Source organism: Desmospora activa DSM 45169 (assembly GCF_003046315.1).
Classification (GTDB): domain Bacteria; phylum Bacillota; class Bacilli; order Thermoactinomycetales; family DSM-45169; genus Desmospora; species Desmospora activa.
The window spans coordinates 18,561-35,199 of the sequence record NZ_PZZP01000003.1 but is presented as its reverse complement, the minus strand read 5'-3'; the positions used below and the strand labels follow the sequence as shown (position 1 = coordinate 35,199).

The following is a 16,639-nucleotide window of genomic DNA, read 5'->3' as shown; positions in this document are numbered from 1 at the left end:
GCACTTGGCGGGCTGCACCGGCTTAAGAAGTCTTCTTGAATGTGGGGTCCTCGTAAGGATGGGCGACCCAGCCGGCAGGATCAATAAAGAGGCGAACGGCAACCACCTTCCGGTTTTCCATTAAGGTAAAAAAGTGAGGGGTGTTTACCGGTACGGAGATGACGTCTCCGGCTGATAATTCTACATCGAAATAGCCGATCTCATCACCGCCTTTGATAGTAAAGATGCCGTTGCCTGCGGTGATGGCGCGCACTTCATCTTCGGTGTGGATATGGACGTTTTCAAATTTCTTTAAGAGCTCGTCGAGATTGGGCGTGGCATCGGATAATGCGACGATGTCCCATTTTTCATAGCCGTTCCGTTGTGCCAGTGAGCGGATCTCCTCATCATAGACTTGCAGGATTTCCGCTTTTTCTTCCTCTGTCAGGGTGTAATAGTCCCGCAGATTTTCCGGCAGTTTTTCCGGATTCCAATGTTCATAAAGCACACCTTGCTCCTGTAAAAATGCGCGTACTTCCTGTTCGCTTTCCAGCCGTTGTTCGGTATTGCGGATACGGATGTGGGCCATGAGGCCATCCCTCCTCAAGGTTTTCCATTTTGGATTGCAAAGAAAGTGGTATTGCGCCTTTTGTTCTCTTGTGTTGGCAAAGAAGTAGCGCAATCGCGGCGAACGCGGGGGGATCCTCGCATCAGCCTACTAGGGGCAGTTCTGGGTTGCTCGGCAAAAGCACTCCTCCGTTCAAAAACTTCTTGCTTACGGTCACAGCCGTTCAATCATCCAACGCTGTACTTGGTACTCAAACAAAAACTCCAAGGCTTCCAGGTGGCGCTTTGTTTCAAATACACTTTTCCCCCAAACGGTGACACCATGGTTGCGAATTAACACAGCCGGTACATCCGGATGAATCACCGCCTCCATTGCTTGGGCGAGGCGAGGGAGATTAGCGTGATTTTCCACGATCGGGATGTGGATTTCGGCATCTTCTTCCCACCGCTGCAGGGCTTTTAGTAACTCATGCTTGGAAAAGGTGACAGATCCGCGCGCAGCTGCCCACTCGGATACGAGGTTGTTGGCGACGGTATGAATGTGAAAGACGGCTCCGACTTCAGGAAAACGCCGATATAGCGCGGTGTGTAGCAATGTTTCCGCTGATGGTTTTAAGTGTGTGGGATAGGCCGGTTTTCCCTGTAGATCGACTACCAGAAAGTCTTCCGCTGTGTCGACGGATTTGTCTTTCCCGCTGGCGGTGATGACCAGTAACGGATCTGCGCCATCCGCTGACAGGCGCAAGGAGAGGTTGCCGCTGGTAGCCGGGAACCACCCGCGCTGAGCAAAGGTCTGCTTCACTTCCCGCAAGGTGTCAAAGCCAGCCTGGATATGCTCTAGTGGCAGTATTTTTGTATTTGATGGTGCATTCATTCCGTCATTCCTCCCTTTACAGGGGCATGCGCTTCCAATGCTGCGATTACATCATCAAACGTTTCAAACGGGCGATGGGGTAGTTGTTGCTCACGACAACGATCCAACAAATAGTCGCGGGCAATCACCCAGTCTGCCAATTGCGCCCCGGCCAGGTCGGTTACACTATCCCCGATCACGATTCGTTCTGCAGCGGGAAAACGGCGCATAATGGTGGTTTTACACATGCCACAATCCCCGTCACAATGGCGATCACAGGAGTGTGGCCAGGTAATGCGAACCGTTTCGCCGGAAAAATCGCTGCCGTTACAAAAGATATCCTCCTGCGGAATACCAAAGGGTTCCAAGATGGGATAGACAAAGAAGTCGATCCCGCCGCTGGTGATCAACAGACGGATGCCCTCGCTGCGGCAATACGTCAAAAAGCGTTGAAAGCCAGGACGAATCTCCGCCCCTTCCACAACAAAACGGGTGAGCGCTTCCCGCCGTTGAGAGGGAATCAGGGAAAACATTCGGCCCACCCCTTCCCGAATGCTGATGCGCCGAGCCAGCACATCATCTTTGATCCCTTCCCATCCCGATGGATTCTCCTGGCGCAAGAGGCGAATGATATTGTCGTTGGTGGTGATGGTGCCGTCAAAGTCGCAGAACAGCACGCGTTCGGTACCGTTCACGCTTGTACCACTCCCCATTGATCTAGCGCTTGTTGCAACTCGGCGGATTCCTGTGCCGCCTCATCCAAGGATTGTCCGGCGACCGTTGCCTCGATCGCATCCCGAAACGCTTTACCTCCAGCAGCCGCTCCCTGTGGATGACCATGGATGCCGCCACCGGCATTAACTAACAGATCATGGCCAAAGTCATCTAACAGCACCGGTACCATCCCGGGATGAATACCAGCGGCAGGTCCAGGGAAAGCCGGTCGATGAACGCTTTTGCTTCGCAGGTGAGCGGCGATGGCGAGAGCGTCTGCCCGCGGTAGGGCGACTGACCCATAGGGAGAGGGGTATAACACCAGATCCGCTCCTGCCCAACGCAACAGTTTACCCAGCAACAAAGGGGAATCCACCCCTTGGATCGCGCCGGCAAAGGCGGGGTGAGCCATCACCGGTACGGGAATGTCGTCATCGGCGGCCAAGCGGTGTAAGATGTCTAAACCATAAGGATAAACATTGAGAAGCAGTACATCCGCCCCTGCTTCCACCACCCGCCTCGCCTGATCCAGGATCGTGGTGGAAGGGCCAGTGACATTAACTGCATACCAAGCTTTTTGGCCGGTCTCTTCTTCTCGCTGCAAGTTTAAGGCTTTAAAACGTCGCACCCGTTCCAACACCGGTGCTTTTTCGTCTTGGAAAAAGATTTCGTCATCTTTGATTAAATCGACGCCACCTGCTAATTGTTGGCGGTATCCTTTTTCTAAATCGACCAGCGGCAGGCCGATACATTGTTTAAAAATGCTCATCAACAGGGGGCGATCAAACACACCCAATCGTTCCCGCATGCCTGCAATTCCTAGCTTTGGTCCAGGAAAGTGCTGCTCCCACTGCGGCGGCAGCTCCAAATCGAGCAGACGAATATTGTCGTCAAGGGAGAGCTTGCCGAATACCGTCGTCAGAATGGCCGGCAAATCGGGAGTGAGATTACGAACAGGATAGCCGATTTTGATGTGTGCTTTCGCCGGTTGATCGGCAGTTGCCGAAACAGTGGTTATATCCACCACCTTACCCAAGTGAGGAGCCAACTCTGCCTGTTTCTCCTGCGGCAGCTCCGTCCAAGTACCCACGGTTAAACCGATGGCGATCCCCTTCGCTTTTTTAAAAGGATCATGATGACCGTCAATCTCATACGTCGCCACCAGATACCCATCATCTGTGGCCAAACCCATCACCTTCTTCGTTCCTTCCGTCACCCATGATGATCATGGGGCGGATCTGTATTTTGGAGTAATCCTATCATATTAAAAGGGTTAATGACTAGAGGGTTTTTAGGCATTTTTTTGGATAAGAGATGGCAGGAAAGAAATGTAGGAGAATTGATGAGGTGTAGAGGGAATAACCGAACCGTCTATAATAACGGAGAAAGAAGTTAGGAATCACACAAAGCTTCATCAGCAGATTGGAAAATATGGAAAATCCGTATAATATGTCAATTGACCTATCTTTTTGATTAACAGCACCCAACTGGACGAAACAAGCATATTTATGATATCCTATGGATAGAAATAGTAACGGCGGCAGGGAGGCACCCCTACCGCCGGGTAGCTGCCGCAGACGAGCGGCCACGGATAAGCGAGAAGTAACCCGCATACCTTTGCCAGGGGACGGGTTACTTCTTTTTGAGTGCCTGATACGCTACATACACAGCCAATGCTTGTACAACTACACCAGCCGCGTTTACGATCAGGTCAAGAAGTTTCATGGCCTCACCCCCTCTCTTGGAGAGGTTGGTGTGGCTACCCGCCCTTGGCTACTACCATATTTTTATTTTATCATATTAATTCGGAATAGAGTATTATTTCCATCCTGATAAAAAAGGATTTAATCAATCGAATTTGTAGTGAATATTCCTCAATTTTCCCCTCCTTACACTTATTTTCTAACTATAAACTCGATTACCTGTTATTTGGGCTTTTCTCCTCAGAGTTAGCTGTTCACTGATAAAATTTCCAGTGATTTGATTTTCCTATTTGATCAAATCATCGACTTATCCCCTCAAATACATTTGCATACCCCTTCTTTCCGTGATACCCTACATAAGGTTAAACTTGTCATTGTTGGACTTGATTAGATTTGAGATGGCAATTTTGGCCGGAATGCTAGATCCGGCTTATTTTTCCTTGCATAAGACTATCCATTTCAGTATAATGAGGAATGTTGGTCATGAACGGCGATGATGCGGAAGGTTGCCGACACACCCGGCCCCTTTGCCATGGGTGAACGGGGAATTTCCGCGGAGCAAAGGTTCATTTCCTGAAAATGAGCGAAAAGGAGGGGCATACATGGCAAAGCAAAAGATTCGCATTCGCCTCAAAGCGTATGACCATCGCGCATTGGATCAATCGGCGGAGAAAATCGTCGAGACAGCCAACCGGACGGGGGCGGATGTGTCGGGACCGATCCCGCTGCCGACGGAGCGCGCCGTCTACACGGTTTTGCGTGCGGTTCACAAATACAAGGATTCGCGGGAGCAATTCGAGATGCGCACCCATAAGCGGCTGATCGATATCGTCAACCCGACTCCGCAAACGGTGGATGCACTGATGCGGCTCGATTTGCCGTCCGGCGTCGACATTGAAATCAAACTTTAAATGAAACAAAAACCAGTCGGTAGGAGGTGTGCGACGTGAAAGGGATTCTCGGTAAAAAGTTGGGCATGACGCAAGTGTTTGCCGAAGACGGCACCATGATCCCCGTGACGGTGATCAACGCGGGCCCATGCGCTGTGTTGCAGAAGAAAGAAGCCGCAACCGACGGCTATGAATCCGTTCAGCTCGGATTTGCCGATAAAAAAGAACATCGTGCCAACAAACCGGAAGCCGGCCATGCGAAAAAAGCAGGTGTGGCAACCAAAAAGTTTATCCGTGAGATTCGCGGGATGAACCCGACCGAATTTGAGTTGGGCGAGGAAGTAAAAGCGGATCTGTTTGCGGAAGGTGACATCGTTGATGTGACCGCCACGTCGAAAGGGAAGGGCTTTGCCGGTGCAATTAAACGGCACAACCAATCCCGCGGTCCGATGAGTCACGGTTCTCGCTATCATCGTGGTCCTGGTTCCTTGGGAGCGATCGATCCGATGCGTGTCTTTAAGGGGCAAACCTTGCCTGGACGCATGGGTGGCGAAAAAGTGACCGTGCAAAACTTGAAAGTGGTTAAAGTGGACACCGACAAAAACCTGTTGTTGATCAAGGGTTCGGTGCCGGGTCCGAAAAACAGCTACGTCGTCATTCGATCCGCAGTCAAGGGTCAATAACGGAAGAAGGGAGGAGACGACATGCCAAAAGTAAATGTTTTGGACATGAACGGCAGTCAAGTGGGCGAATTGGAATTATCCGAATCCGTATTCGGAATCGAGCCCAATGAAGCGGTTCTGCATGATGCGGTTGTGATGCAGCAAGCATCCCAACGCCGTGGAACCCATGCCGTAAAAAACCGTTCCGCTGTTCGTGGCGGTGGCCGCAAACCGTGGAAACAAAAAGGGACGGGACGTGCGCGTCACGGTAGCATCCGTTCCCCGATCTGGGTTGGCGGAGGCGTTGTGTTTGGTCCGACACCACGCAGCTATGCCTATAAACTGCCGAAAAAAGTGCGCCGCCTGGCGATTCGTTCCGCGCTTTCTTCCAAAGTGAAGGCTGACAGCTTGGTGGTTCTCGATCAGTTGTCCTTGGAAGCGCCAAAAACCAAAGAGATGGTACAGGTGCTGAACAACCTGAACGCCGATCGTAAAGCATTGGTGGTCAGCAACAGCTTCGATGAGAACGTCGCCCTGTCCGCGCGCAACATTCCCGGTGTCAAAGTGATCGATACCGATGGGTTGAACGTCCTCGACGTCCTCAACTACGATAAGGTGATCATCACCCGGGATGCCGTTTCTCGTGTGGAGGAGGTGCTCGGCAGATGAAAGACCCCCGCGACATTATCCGCCGTCCGGTGGTAACCGAGAAAACCACCGACATGATGGAGGAAAACAAGTACGTATTTGAAGTAGATCTGAAAGCCAACAAGTCCGAAATCAAAAAAGCGATTGAAAAGATCTTTGATGTGAAGGTTTCTCAGGTGAACACCATGCGTGTCAAAGGGAAACCGAAGCGTTTCGGCCGTTACAGCGGATATCGCTCCGATCGCAAAAAAGCGATTGTGAAGCTGACGGACGACAGCAAGAGCATCGAGCTCTTTGAAGCTTAATCCCCTGGAAAAGGAGGGAACGAATCATGGGTATCAAGCATTTTAAACCGACCTCGCCTGGTCGTCGGCAGATGACGGTCTCCACGTTTGAGGAGATTACCACGGATAAGCCGGAGAAATCCCTGACGACCAATCTGATCAAAAAAGCGGGCCGTAACAATCAAGGCCGCATCACCACCCGTCATCAGGGCGGCGGTCACAAACGTAAGTATCGGATCATCGATTTTAAGCGGAACAAAGATGGCATTCCCGGTAAAGTTGCCACCGTTGAATACGATCCAAACCGTTCCGCCAATATCGCACTGATCCATTATGCAGATGGAGAAAAACGCTACATCCTGCATCCGAAAGGGCTAAAAGTAGGCGATACGATTGAGTCCGGCCCAGATGCCGACATCAAAGTAGGGAACGCCTTGCCCCTGGATAACATTCCGGTGGGTAGTGTAATCCACAATATCGAGCTGAAGCCGGGTGCCGGTGGACAGATGGTTCGTGCAGCCGGAACACAGGCACAGTTGCTCGGTAAAGACGGCAAATACGCCATCATTCGCCTCACTTCCGGTGAAACCCGCATGGTGCAACGGACTTGCCGTGCTACCATCGGTCAGGTAGGCAACCTGGATCATGAATTGATCAACATCGGAAAAGCGGGGCGCAGTCGCTGGAAAGGTGTTCGCCCGACGGTTCGCGGTTCGGTTATGAACCCCTCGGATCACCCGCACGGTGGTGGGGAAGGTCGCGCTCCGATCGGACGCAAATCTCCAGTTACCCCATGGGGTAAACCCACGTTGGGTTACAAAACCCGCAAGAAAAACAAACCGTCGGATAAATATATTGTGCGTCGTCGCAAGAAGAAGTAATCTCATCACCCTGTGTAAACAAGAAGGGGGGTTAAATGCATGGGTCGTAGCCTCAAAAAGGGACCTTTTGCAGATGAACACTTGCTGAAGAAAGTCCGGGAGCTAAACGAGAAGAACGATAAAAAGGTGATCAAAACCTGGTCGCGCCGTTCCACCATCTTCCCCGATTTTATCGGCCACACCATCGCGGTGCACGATGGGCGCAAACATGTGCCGGTGTATGTGAGTGAAGACATGGTGGGTCATAAGTTGGGCGAATTCGTCTCCACGCGGACGTTTAAAGGGCATGCCGGTGACGATAAGAAAACCCGGAAACGGTAATTGAGCGTGATAGAGAGGAGGTCTTAAGCCATGGAAGCGACTGAAGCCCAAGCAAAAGCGGTGGTACGCCACGTCCGGATCGCTCCTCGCAAAGCGCGATTAGTGATTGACCTGATTCGGGGCAAATCCGCGGCTGAAGCATTGGCGATCTTGAAGTTTACGCCTCGTGCGGCTTCTCCGATCATTGAAAAAGTGTTGCAATCGGCAATCGCCAACGCAGAGCACAACTACAATCTCAACCCGGAAAATCTGGTGGTATCCAAAGCGGTGGTGGACGAAGGTGCGACCATAAAACGCTTCCGTCCCCGTGCGCAGGGACGTGCCAGCCGCATCAACAAGCGGACCAGCCACATTACGGTGGTTGTATCTGAAAAATAAGGAGGGAAACACATGGGTCAGAAAGTCAACCCGGTAGGGTTGCGTGTCGGCGTCATCCGTGACTGGGAATCCAAGTGGTTCGGTGGCAAAGATTACGCTGACATGCTGCACGAAGATAACCATATCCGTGAATTTCTGGCGAAACGGCTGAAAGAGGCGGCGGTTTCCTCCGTGGAAATCGAACGGGCCGCCAACCGCGTCAATCTGACGATCCATACCGCAAAGCCCGGCATGGTGATCGGAAAAGGCGGTTCCGAAGTGGAAGCCTTGCGCCAGGAACTGACGAAGTTGACTGGAAAGAAAGTGCACATCAATATCAACGAAATTAAATCCCCTGAGCTGGACGCTCGTCTGGTGGCGGAAAACATCGCACAACAATTGGAGCGTCGGATCTCTTTCCGCCGCGCGATGAAACAGACGATCCAACGGACACTGCGTTCCGGTGCCAAAGGGGTACGGACGCAAGTGAGTGGCCGCCTCGGCGGAGCGGATATCGCTCGGACTGAAGGTTACAACGAGGGTACTGTTCCTCTGCACACCTTGCGTGCAGACATTGATTACGGATTTGCGGAAGCCCACACCACCTACGGACGGATTGGTGTAAAGGTGTGGATTTACCGCGGTGAGGTCCTCCCGGCCAAGAAAAAGGGAGACGCGGAAGGAGGCAAGTAACATGTTGATGCCGAAACGCACCAAGTATCGGAAAGAGCATCGTGGACGCATGAGAGGCCGCGCCAAAGGCGGCACAGAAGTGGCTTTTGGCGAATACGGCTTACAAGCTCTGGAGCCTTCCTGGATCACCAACCGGCAGATCGAGGCGGCACGGATTGCGATGACTCGTTATATCAAGCGTGGCGGTAAAGTCTGGATCAAAATTTTCCCCGACAAACCGATTACGCAAAAACCTCTGGAGGTTCGGATGGGTTCCGGTAAAGGTTCTCCTGAAAAGTGGGTAGCCGTTGTGAAACCGGGCAAAATCATGTTTGAACTGGCAGGGGTTCCGGAAGATGTGGCTCGGGAAGCGATGCGGCTTGCCGCCAATAAACTTCCGATCAAAACGAAGTTTGTAAAACGTGATGAAGCGGGTGGTGGAACGGATGAAAGCTAAAGAGCTGATGGAGATGACCACCGCGGAGATTGAGCAACAATTGGCCTCGCTGAAAGAAGAGCTGTTTAACCTCCGGTTCCAGGCCGCTACGGGTCAGTTGGATAACCCGGCACGGATCCGTCAGGTTCGCAAGAATATTGCCCGCGCCAAAACGGTGATGCGGGAGCGCGAACTGGGAATTGAAAGGAGGAAACAGGCATGACTGAAGAACGCAGCCGCCGCAAGGTGCGCGTAGGTAAAGTCGTCAGCGACAAGATGGACAAAACGATCGTCGTCGCGGTGGAGACTTACAAGCGGAACAAATTGTACGGCAAACGCGTGAAATACAGCAAGAAATTTAAAGCGCATGATGAGCAGAACCAAGCCAAAGTGGGCGACGTCGTTAAAATCATGGAAACCCGCCCGCTGTCCAAAGACAAACGGTGGCGCTTGGTTGAGATCGTAGAAGAAGCCGTGATCGTTTAAGTTCATTTTGACTGGCGGAAGGAGGGAGACCGATGATTCAACCGCAAACCCGTTTGCGCGCTGCCGATAACTCCGGTGCCAAAGAACTGATGTGCATCAAAGTGCTGGGTGGTTCCAAACGGAAGTCGGCAGGGATCGGCGATATTATCGTTGCATCGGTAAAACAAGCAACACCCGGGGGCGTTGTCAAGAAGGGTGAAGTCGTCAAATGCGTAATTGTGCGCGCCAAGCGTTCCACCCGTCGTCAAGATGGTTCCTACATCCGTTTTGACGAAAATGCAGCCGTGGTGATCCGGGAAGACAAAAGCCCGCGTGGGACCCGTATCTTCGGCCCCGTTGCTCGGGAACTGCGTGAAAAAGATTTTATGAAAATCGTCTCACTGGCTCCGGAGGTACTCTGATACCGGATGCGGATGAGAACCGTCAAGTAAGGAGGTGCCGACCACATGAAGGCGAACCGTCCCAACAAGCTGCACATTAAAAAAGGCGACACTGTGATCGTGATGCGCGGAAAGGACGCCCCAACCCGTGACAAAGACGGGAAAATGGTGTATACAAAAGGGCGTGTGCTGCGGGTATTCCCGACGGAACAACGGGCTCTGGTCGAAGGCGTCAACATGATGAAGAAACACAGCCGCCCGACACAAGATAATCCGCAGGGGGGCATTATCGACAAGGAAGCCCCGATCCACCTTTCCAACCTGATGGTGGAAGACCCGAAGACAAAAGAACCGACACGGATCGGTTATAAAACCGTAGAAGGCAAAGGCGGAAAGCAAAAGAAAATCCGTTACGCCAAGAAATCCGGTGAAGTGCTGGATAAGTAATCCTCGTCAGGAAAGGAGGAATTGAGCCATGTCAGTTCAATTAAAAGAACGTTACCAACAGGAAATTAGCCCGGCGCTGATGAAAAAGTTTGAGTACCAATCTCCCATGCAAGTGCCCAAAGTGGAAAAAGTGGTTATCAATATGGGTGTGGGTGAAGCGGTGCAAAACGCGAAAGTGCTGGATAGCGCAGTGGAAGATCTGACTCTGATTTCCGGACAAAAACCGGTGATCACCCGGGCAAAGAAATCGATCGCCGGCTTTAAGCTGCGGGAAGGAATGCCGATCGGGACGAAAGTGACTTTGCGCGGTGAGCGGATGTATGACTTTCTCGATAAGCTGATCAATGTGGCTCTGCCCCGTGTGCGCGACTTCCGTGGGATTTCGCCTAAGGCTTTTGACGGTCGTGGCAACTACACCTTGGGGCTGAAGGAACAATTGGTCTTCCCGGAGATCGAGTACGATAAAGTGGATAAAGTGCGGGGCATGGACATCGTGATCGTGACAACTGCCGATTCTGATGAAGAAGCCCGTGAGCTGTTGACCCAGATGGGTATGCCGTTCCGGAAATAACGATAGATGAGTGTGACCTCGATCGAGGCACGACTTGTCCAGTATGAAAATCTGTAAGTAGTGATCTGAAGGATCGGTTACACTGGACATTCGTCCAGTATCAAAATTTCGAAGTGGCGGAGCCACTAACTCATTCTATAAGGAGGGAATCCGTTGGCGAAGAAATCGATGATCGCGAAGGCAAAGCGCAAACCGAAGTTTGAAGTGCGTGGCTATACCCGCTGTGAACGTTGTGGACGTCCGCATTCCGTGATCCGAAAGTTTCGCTTGTGCCGTATTTGTTTCCGTGAGTTGGCCTACAAAGGGCAGATTCCCGGAGTTAAAAAAGCCAGCTGGTAATTGATTGTGGAAGGAGGGATCTCGCATGGTTATGACTGACCCGATTGCTGACATGCTGACCCGCATCCGTAACGCGAACCTGGTTCGCCATGAAAGCCTGGAGTTGCCGGCTTCCAAATTGAAGCGGGAGATTGCGGAGATTCTGAAGCGGGAAGGCTTCATCCGCGATGCGGAGTATATCGAAGACAGCAAGCAAGGGATCATCCGTATCTTTTTGAAATACGGGCCCAACAACGAGCGCGTGATCACCGGGTTGAAACGGATCAGCAAACCGGGCTTGCGCGTTTATGCCAAAAACGATGAAGTGCCCCGCGTTCTGCGTGGATTGGGAGTCGCTGTTCTGTCGACCTCCAAAGGGGTTATGACGGACAAAGAAGCGCGCAACGCCAAAGTGGGCGGCGAAGTGCTGGCTTATATCTGGTAATCTCGTCGGAAAGGATGGAGGTGAAATCGCATGTCCCGTATCGGCAAAAAACCGGTCACCATTCCCAGCGGGGTGGAGGTAAAATTGGACGGGAGCACCATTCAGGTCAAAGGGCCCAAAGGAACCTTGACCCGGGAGCTGCACCCTGAAATCAGCGTAAAGGTAGAGGGCAACGAAATTATTATGGAACGCCCGAGTGACCACCGCAAACACCGTGCGTTGCACGGAACCATTCGCAGCTTGGTGGCCAACATGGTGGAAGGGGTCACCAACGGCTACAGCAAAACCTTGGAATTGGTGGGTGTCGGTTACCGCGCCCAGAAAAAGGGCAGCAAAGTGGTCCTGAACGTTGGCTACTCCCACCCGGTGGAAGTGGATCCGCGGGAAGGGATTGAACTGGATGTCCCCTCTCAAACCCAAATTATCGTCAAAGGGATCGACAAAGAAGCGGTAGGCGCACAAGCCGCCAATATCCGCTCAATCCGTAAACCGGAACCCTACAAAGGTAAAGGGATTAAATACAGCGATGAACGCATTCGTCGCAAAGAAGGGAAAACCGGGAAGTAATCTCGTGCAGAAAGGAGTGACAGCGGCATGATCAACAAACTAGACCGCAACGCGAGTCGGAAACGGCGCCATCTGCGTGTCCGCAAAAAGATTACCGGCACGTTGGAGCGTCCACGTCTAAATGTGTTCCGTTCCGCTAAATATATTTACGCCCAAGTGATCGACGACAAAAACGGCAAAACATTAGTTTCCGCATCTAGCCTCGACTCGGAAGTAAAAGAGCTGGGGATCTACGGCGGCAATGTGGAAGCTGCGCGCAAAGTGGGCGAACTGTTGGCCAAGCGCGCTTCTGAAAAAGGCATCCAGCATGTTGTATTCGACCGGGGCGGATATCTCTACCACGGACGGATTAAGGCATTGGCTGAGGGTGCTCGCGAAGGAGGTCTCGACTTTTGAGCAGAGGGGGTAAGAGCGTGCGCAAGGACCAACCCAAAGACGATATGATCGAAAAAGTGGTCAGCATCAACCGGGTGGCCAAAGTGGTGAAAGGCGGTCGTCGCTTTAGCTTTAGCGCCTTGGTCGTCGTCGGTGACGGCAAGGGCAAAGTGGGTGCCGGAATCGGCAAAGCGGCTGAAGTACCGGAAGCGATCCGCAAAGGCGTGGAAGCCGCCAAGAAAAATATGATTTCCATCCCGCTCAACGGGACGACGATCCCCCATGATGTGATCGGGGCTTACGGAGCCGGACGGGTGTTGATGAAACCCGCATCCAAAGGTACCGGTGTGATCGCCGGCGGCGCTGTCCGCGATGTGTTGACAGTGGCCGGTGTCGGTGATATTTTGACCAAATCGACAGGTTCCAACAACCCGATCAATATGGTTCGCGCCACCCTGCAAGGGATTGAAAGCTTAAAGCGTCCCGAAGATGTGGCCAAGTTGCGCGGGAAAACAGTAGAAGAGTTGTTAGGATAAGGAGGGATGATATCGTGGCAAAAAAATTGGCTATCACCCTCAAACGGAGCTTGATCGGCCGTCCGGAACCACAACGGGTGACGGTACGGACTCTCGGCCTGACCAAGCGGGAACAGACCGTGATCCAAAACGACACCCCGGCAATCCGCGGGATGATTAATCAAGTCAAGCATCTGCTTGAAGTGAAAGAAGTCGATGCTTGATCCGTGACTCATCGAGCTCGCAGAGGAGGTGCAAAGGATGAAATTGCATGAATTGAAACCGGCGGAAGGGGCCCGGAAAAACCGCAAACGCTTAGGCCGCGGGATTTCTGCTGGCCAAGGTAAAACCTCCGGCCGTGGGCACAAAGGGCAAAAAGCCCGTTCCGGCGGTGGGGTGCGACCCGGATTTGAAGGGGGACAAAACCCGATTTACCGCCGTCTGCCGAAGCGCGGGTTTACCAATCCCACCCGCAAAGAATACGCCGTGATCAATCTGGATACCCTCAACCGCTTTGAAGAGGGCACGGTGGTGACGCCGGAACTCCTCAAGGAAACTGGTGTGGTGAAAAATATGAAGGACGGTTTGAAAGTGCTGGCGAATGGGGAACTGAAAGTCAAACTAACGGTGAAGGCTCATAAGTTCTCGACCGCGGCTGCGGAAGGAATCGCAAAAGCCGGAGGCACGACGGAGGTGCTCTGATGTTTCAGACCGTGCGTAACATCTTTAAGGTGGAGGACCTTCGCCGCCGGATACTTTTCACCCTGGCGATGATCGTCGTCTTCCGGATCGGTAGTTTCATTCCCGTACCCAATACCAACAAAGACGCCCTCCATGCACTGACCGAAGGTGCCGGGGTATTCGGTCTGTTGAATACCTTTTCCGGGGGAGCGCTGCTGAACTTCTCCATCTTTGCCTTGGGAATTTTTCCTTATATCACTGCGTCGATTATTGTGCAGTTATTGACGATGGATGTGATACCCAAGTTTGCCCAATGGGCAAAAGAAGGGGAAGTGGGTCGGCGCAAGTTGGCACGTGTAACCCGCTATGGTACGATAGTGCTGGCATTGATCCAGTCCATCGCTCTGACGATCGGTTTTAACACGATGGGCGCCAATATGGGGATGAACTTTATCAATGATCCCAACTTCTTTACCTTAGCGTTGATCACCATCACCTTGACCGCCGGAACGGCCTTCCTGATGTGGTTGGGTGAGCGCATCACCGAACACGGCATTGGAAACGGGATCTCCATCCTGATCTTTGCTGGGATTATTGCCGGCATTGCACCGGCAAGTCAGCAAATCTATCAATCGCAGTTCCTCAATGCCGGTGATGAGATCTTCCTCAGCATTGTCAAGATCCTGATTATCTTAGCGGTGTTGATGTTGATCATCGTCGGTGTGATCTTCATCCAACAAGGAGTACGGAAGATCAAAGTCCAATATGCCAAACGGGTCGTGGGACGCAAGATGTACGGCGGCCAATCCACCTACATCCCGATGAAAGTGAACGCGGCAGGGGTGATTCCGGTTATCTTCGCCATGTCGCTGTTGATTTTCCCGTCTACCATTGCCCAATTTTTCCCCAACAGCAGCATCTCCCAGTGGGTTATGGCCAATGTGACCTTTAATGCACCGCTGGGGATGGTCTTCTATGTGATGCTGATCATCGGATTTACCTACTTTTACACCTTTGTACAGATCAACCCGATTCAGCTGGCGGATCAGTTAAAGAAAAACGGTGGGTATATCCAGGGGAAACGTCCAGGCAAAGTGACTTCCCAGTTCCTTACCTATGTGATGAACCGTATCACTTTTGCCGGTGCTTTGTTCCTGGCTGCGATCTCCATTTTGCCGGTCTTCTTCACCAGCTTGGCCGGCTTACCCAGCTCGGTACAGATTGGCGGAACCTCGCTTTTGATCGTGGTCGGCGTGGCTCTGGAGACGATGAAAACGGTCGAAAGCCAGTTAATCAAGCGCCATTACAAAGGGTTTATCAACAAATAAATGATTCCCCAGGTTTCCTGGGGAATCCCGTGTAAACGGCCGACAGGCCGATTGTCGCACATGACGGTGCTTGCTCTCGCAAACCGGGAGCGAGCACCGGGGGTGATCTCCAGGCGGACCGCCCTGTGTTTGTTTACACCACTGGGAGGGATGAGGCTTGAATATCGTGCTGATGGGACTGCCTGGTGCCGGAAAGGGCACCCAAGCTGACCGGATCACTGAGGCGTTCCACATCCCGCACATCTCCACAGGCGACATGTTCCGTTCCGCAGTGAAAGAAGGCACTCCCTTGGGATTGGAAGCCAAGTCCTATATGGATGAAGGACAACTCGTTCCTGACCGTGTTACCATCGGTATCGTAAAAGAGCGGTTGGGCAAAGATGATTGTGCCGAAGGCTTTATGTTGGACGGGTTTCCCCGTACCGTTCCGCAAGCGGAGGCCTTGGATGACAGCCTGCTTGAGATGGGCAAAACCCTCGATCATGTTATTTATATCGAGGTGGAAGAGGAAGAGCTTTTGAGACGGTTGACCGGTCGACGGATCTGTCGCGATTGCGGAGCCACTTATCATGTGGCGTTTGCACCCCCGCAGAATGAAGGGGTTTGTGATCGCTGCGGCGGTCTCCTTCATCAACGGGACGACGACAAAGAGGAAACGGTGGCCAAGCGTTTGCAAGTCAACCTGGAACAGACACAGGCGTTGCTGGATTACTACAAGGACAAAGGCAACGTCTGTAAAATCGACGGCCAACAGTCGATTGAAGCTGTCACCCAAAACATTCTTGGTCACCTTAGGGGATCAGTAGAATGATAATCCTAAAATCGTCGAAAGAAATCGAGCGGATGAGACGGGCGGGTCGCGTTGTATATGAAGCCCACCAGTTGATCCGAGAGGCGATCCGGCCGGGGATCACAACCAAGGAGATCGACCGGATCGTTGATTCCTACATTCGGAAGCAGGGAGCCACTCCTTCTTTTAAGGGGTATAACGGGTTTAAAGGTAGTGTCTGCGCATCCGTCAACGAGGAGTTGGTTCACGGTATCCCTGGTGAGCGCGTGTTGGAGGAAGGGGATATTATCACCGTCGATATTGGAGCTTTCTTAGATGGGTATCACGGTGATTCCGCCTGGACCTATCCGGTGGGCACCATCTCCGCGGAAGCGTCACGTTTGCTAGAAGTGACCGAAGACTCCCTGTATCGCGGATTGAAGCAAGCGTTACCCGGAAACCGCATCGGAGATATCTCCCACGCGATCCAGACGATTGTGGAAGAGGCTGGATTCTCGATTGTACGAGAGTATGTCGGGCACGGCGTAGGGCAAAACCTGCATGAGGAGCCCAGTGTTCCCAACTTTGGCCCTCCGGGAAAAGGCCCGCGGTTAAAGCCTGGTATGACCTTGGCTGTAGAGCCGATGGTAAATGTGGGATCTCGTCACGTGAAGACTTTGGGGGATAACTGGACGGTCGTCACGGAAGATGGTTCACTCTGTGCCCATTTTGAACATACCATTGCGATCACAGAAGATGGCCACGAGATATTGACCACAGCTGGTTAGGT

General features: G+C 52.3%; 28 protein-coding genes. 24 read left to right on the top strand and 4 right to left on the bottom strand.

The window, feature by feature from the left end; translation table 11 throughout:
* Window positions 1-22 precede the first annotated feature (22 nt).
* The 4 genes from C8J48_RS16300 to C8J48_RS16285 all read right to left on the bottom strand — a co-directional run bounded on the left by C8J48_RS16300 (window position 23) and on the right by C8J48_RS16285 (window position 3,305).
* Window positions 23-568: a 1,2-dihydroxy-3-keto-5-methylthiopentene dioxygenase gene (locus tag C8J48_RS16300; protein ID WP_107728330.1), complete on the bottom strand. Its 546-nt coding sequence runs from the start codon at window positions 566-568 to the stop codon at window positions 23-25.
* Window positions 569-760: 192 nt separating this feature from the next.
* Window positions 761-1,420 (bottom strand): methylthioribulose 1-phosphate dehydratase, encoded by a 660-nt coding sequence (mtnB, locus tag C8J48_RS16295; RefSeq protein ID WP_107728329.1) that lies wholly within the window; start codon window positions 1,418-1,420, stop codon window positions 761-763.
* The gene (locus C8J48_RS16290) at window positions 1,417-2,094 is read right to left on the bottom strand and encodes a 2-hydroxy-3-keto-5-methylthiopentenyl-1-phosphate phosphatase (protein WP_245891264.1); all 678 of its coding nucleotides are present in this window, start codon (window positions 2,092-2,094) and stop codon (window positions 1,417-1,419) included. Before C8J48_RS16290 ends, mtnB begins: the two co-directional genes overlap by 4 nt.
* Window positions 2,091-3,305, bottom strand: a complete 1,215-nt coding sequence (locus C8J48_RS16285; RefSeq protein WP_107728327.1) for a 2,3-diketo-5-methylthiopentyl-1-phosphate enolase — start codon at window positions 3,303-3,305, stop codon at window positions 2,091-2,093. The genes C8J48_RS16290 and C8J48_RS16285 overlap by 4 nt, the downstream gene beginning before the upstream one ends.
* 1,113 nt (window positions 3,306-4,418) lie before the next feature.
* Here C8J48_RS16285 and rpsJ point away from each other — a divergent pair.
* The 24 genes from rpsJ to map all read left to right on the top strand — a co-directional run bounded on the left by rpsJ (window position 4,419) and on the right by map (window position 16,637).
* Complete coding sequence (rpsJ, locus tag C8J48_RS16280) at window positions 4,419-4,727, top strand: 30S ribosomal protein S10 (RefSeq protein WP_107728326.1); 309 nt, start codon at window positions 4,419-4,421, stop codon at window positions 4,725-4,727.
* Window positions 4,728-4,762: 35 nt separating this feature from the next.
* Window positions 4,763-5,389, top strand: coding sequence for a 50S ribosomal protein L3 (gene rplC / locus C8J48_RS16275; protein ID WP_107728325.1), 627 nt, complete (start codon window positions 4,763-4,765; stop codon window positions 5,387-5,389).
* A gap of 21 nt (window positions 5,390-5,410) precedes the next feature.
* On the top strand, window positions 5,411-6,037 hold the full coding sequence (gene rplD / locus C8J48_RS16270; protein ID WP_107728324.1) for a 50S ribosomal protein L4: 627 nt from the start codon (window positions 5,411-5,413) through the stop codon (window positions 6,035-6,037).
* Window positions 6,034-6,321, top strand: coding sequence for a 50S ribosomal protein L23 (rplW, locus tag C8J48_RS16265; RefSeq protein WP_107728323.1), 288 nt, complete (start codon window positions 6,034-6,036; stop codon window positions 6,319-6,321). Before rplD ends, rplW begins: the two co-directional genes overlap by 4 nt.
* Before the next feature lie 26 nt (window positions 6,322-6,347).
* Window positions 6,348-7,181, top strand: a complete 834-nt coding sequence (gene rplB, locus C8J48_RS16260) for a 50S ribosomal protein L2 (protein WP_107728322.1) — start codon at window positions 6,348-6,350, stop codon at window positions 7,179-7,181.
* Window positions 7,182-7,220: 39 nt separating this feature from the next.
* On the top strand, window positions 7,221-7,502 hold the full coding sequence (rpsS, locus tag C8J48_RS16255) for a 30S ribosomal protein S19 (protein ID WP_107728321.1): 282 nt from the start codon (window positions 7,221-7,223) through the stop codon (window positions 7,500-7,502).
* A gap of 30 nt (window positions 7,503-7,532) precedes the next feature.
* Complete coding sequence (rplV, locus tag C8J48_RS16250; RefSeq protein ID WP_107728320.1) at window positions 7,533-7,880, top strand: 50S ribosomal protein L22; 348 nt, start codon at window positions 7,533-7,535, stop codon at window positions 7,878-7,880.
* 12 nt (window positions 7,881-7,892) lie between these two features.
* On the top strand, window positions 7,893-8,552 hold the full coding sequence (rpsC, locus tag C8J48_RS16245; RefSeq protein ID WP_107728319.1) for a 30S ribosomal protein S3: 660 nt from the start codon (window positions 7,893-7,895) through the stop codon (window positions 8,550-8,552).
* Between the two features lies 1 nt (window position 8,553).
* Window positions 8,554-8,988: a 50S ribosomal protein L16 gene (gene rplP, locus C8J48_RS16240; RefSeq protein WP_107728318.1), complete on the top strand. Its 435-nt coding sequence runs from the start codon at window positions 8,554-8,556 to the stop codon at window positions 8,986-8,988.
* Window positions 8,978-9,190 (top strand): 50S ribosomal protein L29, encoded by a 213-nt coding sequence (gene rpmC / locus C8J48_RS16235; RefSeq protein ID WP_107728317.1) that lies wholly within the window; start codon window positions 8,978-8,980, stop codon window positions 9,188-9,190. Before rplP ends, rpmC begins: the two co-directional genes overlap by 11 nt.
* Window positions 9,187-9,453, top strand: coding sequence for a 30S ribosomal protein S17 (rpsQ, locus tag C8J48_RS16230; protein ID WP_107728316.1), 267 nt, complete (start codon window positions 9,187-9,189; stop codon window positions 9,451-9,453). Before rpmC ends, rpsQ begins: the two co-directional genes overlap by 4 nt.
* A 32-nt stretch (window positions 9,454-9,485) precedes the next feature.
* A complete protein-coding gene (gene rplN, locus C8J48_RS16225; protein WP_107728315.1) occupies window positions 9,486-9,854 on the top strand; it encodes a 50S ribosomal protein L14 in 369 nt (122 codons plus the stop codon).
* Between the two features lie 69 nt (window positions 9,855-9,923).
* Window positions 9,924-10,280 (top strand): 50S ribosomal protein L24, encoded by a 357-nt coding sequence (gene rplX, locus C8J48_RS16220; protein WP_107728470.1) that lies wholly within the window; start codon window positions 9,924-9,926, stop codon window positions 10,278-10,280.
* A 28-nt stretch (window positions 10,281-10,308) separates the two neighbouring features.
* Window positions 10,309-10,851 carry a 50S ribosomal protein L5 gene (gene rplE, locus C8J48_RS16215; RefSeq protein WP_107728314.1) on the top strand — a complete coding sequence of 181 codons (543 nt, stop codon included), beginning with the start codon at window positions 10,309-10,311 and terminating at the stop codon, window positions 10,849-10,851.
* A gap of 153 nt (window positions 10,852-11,004) precedes the next feature.
* Window positions 11,005-11,190 (top strand): type Z 30S ribosomal protein S14, encoded by a 186-nt coding sequence (locus C8J48_RS16210; protein ID WP_107728313.1) that lies wholly within the window; start codon window positions 11,005-11,007, stop codon window positions 11,188-11,190.
* Window positions 11,191-11,215: 25 nt separating this feature from the next.
* Window positions 11,216-11,614 carry a 30S ribosomal protein S8 gene (gene rpsH, locus C8J48_RS16205; protein WP_107728312.1) on the top strand — a complete coding sequence of 133 codons (399 nt, stop codon included), beginning with the start codon at window positions 11,216-11,218 and terminating at the stop codon, window positions 11,612-11,614.
* Window positions 11,615-11,644: 30 nt separating this feature from the next.
* Entirely contained in the window at window positions 11,645-12,181 is a 537-nt protein-coding gene (gene rplF / locus C8J48_RS16200) for a 50S ribosomal protein L6 (RefSeq protein ID WP_107728311.1), read from the top strand.
* Window positions 12,182-12,208: 27 nt separating this feature from the next.
* Window positions 12,209-12,577, top strand: a complete 369-nt coding sequence (gene rplR / locus C8J48_RS16195; RefSeq protein WP_107728310.1) for a 50S ribosomal protein L18 — start codon at window positions 12,209-12,211, stop codon at window positions 12,575-12,577.
* A gap of 44 nt (window positions 12,578-12,621) precedes the next feature.
* Window positions 12,622-13,092 (top strand): 30S ribosomal protein S5, encoded by a 471-nt coding sequence (gene rpsE, locus C8J48_RS16190; protein ID WP_107728469.1) that lies wholly within the window; start codon window positions 12,622-12,624, stop codon window positions 13,090-13,092.
* 14 nt (window positions 13,093-13,106) lie between these two features.
* Window positions 13,107-13,295 carry a 50S ribosomal protein L30 gene (rpmD, locus tag C8J48_RS16185; protein WP_107728309.1) on the top strand — a complete coding sequence of 63 codons (189 nt, stop codon included), beginning with the start codon at window positions 13,107-13,109 and terminating at the stop codon, window positions 13,293-13,295.
* 37 nt (window positions 13,296-13,332) lie between these two features.
* On the top strand, window positions 13,333-13,773 hold the full coding sequence (gene rplO, locus C8J48_RS16180) for a 50S ribosomal protein L15 (protein WP_107728308.1): 441 nt from the start codon (window positions 13,333-13,335) through the stop codon (window positions 13,771-13,773).
* Window positions 13,773-15,080 carry a preprotein translocase subunit SecY gene (secY, locus tag C8J48_RS16175; RefSeq protein WP_107728307.1) on the top strand — a complete coding sequence of 436 codons (1,308 nt, stop codon included), beginning with the start codon at window positions 13,773-13,775 and terminating at the stop codon, window positions 15,078-15,080. The genes rplO and secY overlap by 1 nt, the downstream gene beginning before the upstream one ends.
* 157 nt (window positions 15,081-15,237) lie before the next feature.
* Window positions 15,238-15,891, top strand: coding sequence for an adenylate kinase (locus C8J48_RS16170; protein WP_107728306.1), 654 nt, complete (start codon window positions 15,238-15,240; stop codon window positions 15,889-15,891).
* Window positions 15,888-16,637 carry a type I methionyl aminopeptidase gene (gene map / locus C8J48_RS16165; RefSeq protein WP_107728305.1) on the top strand — a complete coding sequence of 250 codons (750 nt, stop codon included), beginning with the start codon at window positions 15,888-15,890 and terminating at the stop codon, window positions 16,635-16,637. The genes C8J48_RS16170 and map overlap by 4 nt, the downstream gene beginning before the upstream one ends.
* The last annotated feature ends 2 nt before the right edge of the window (window positions 16,638-16,639 follow it).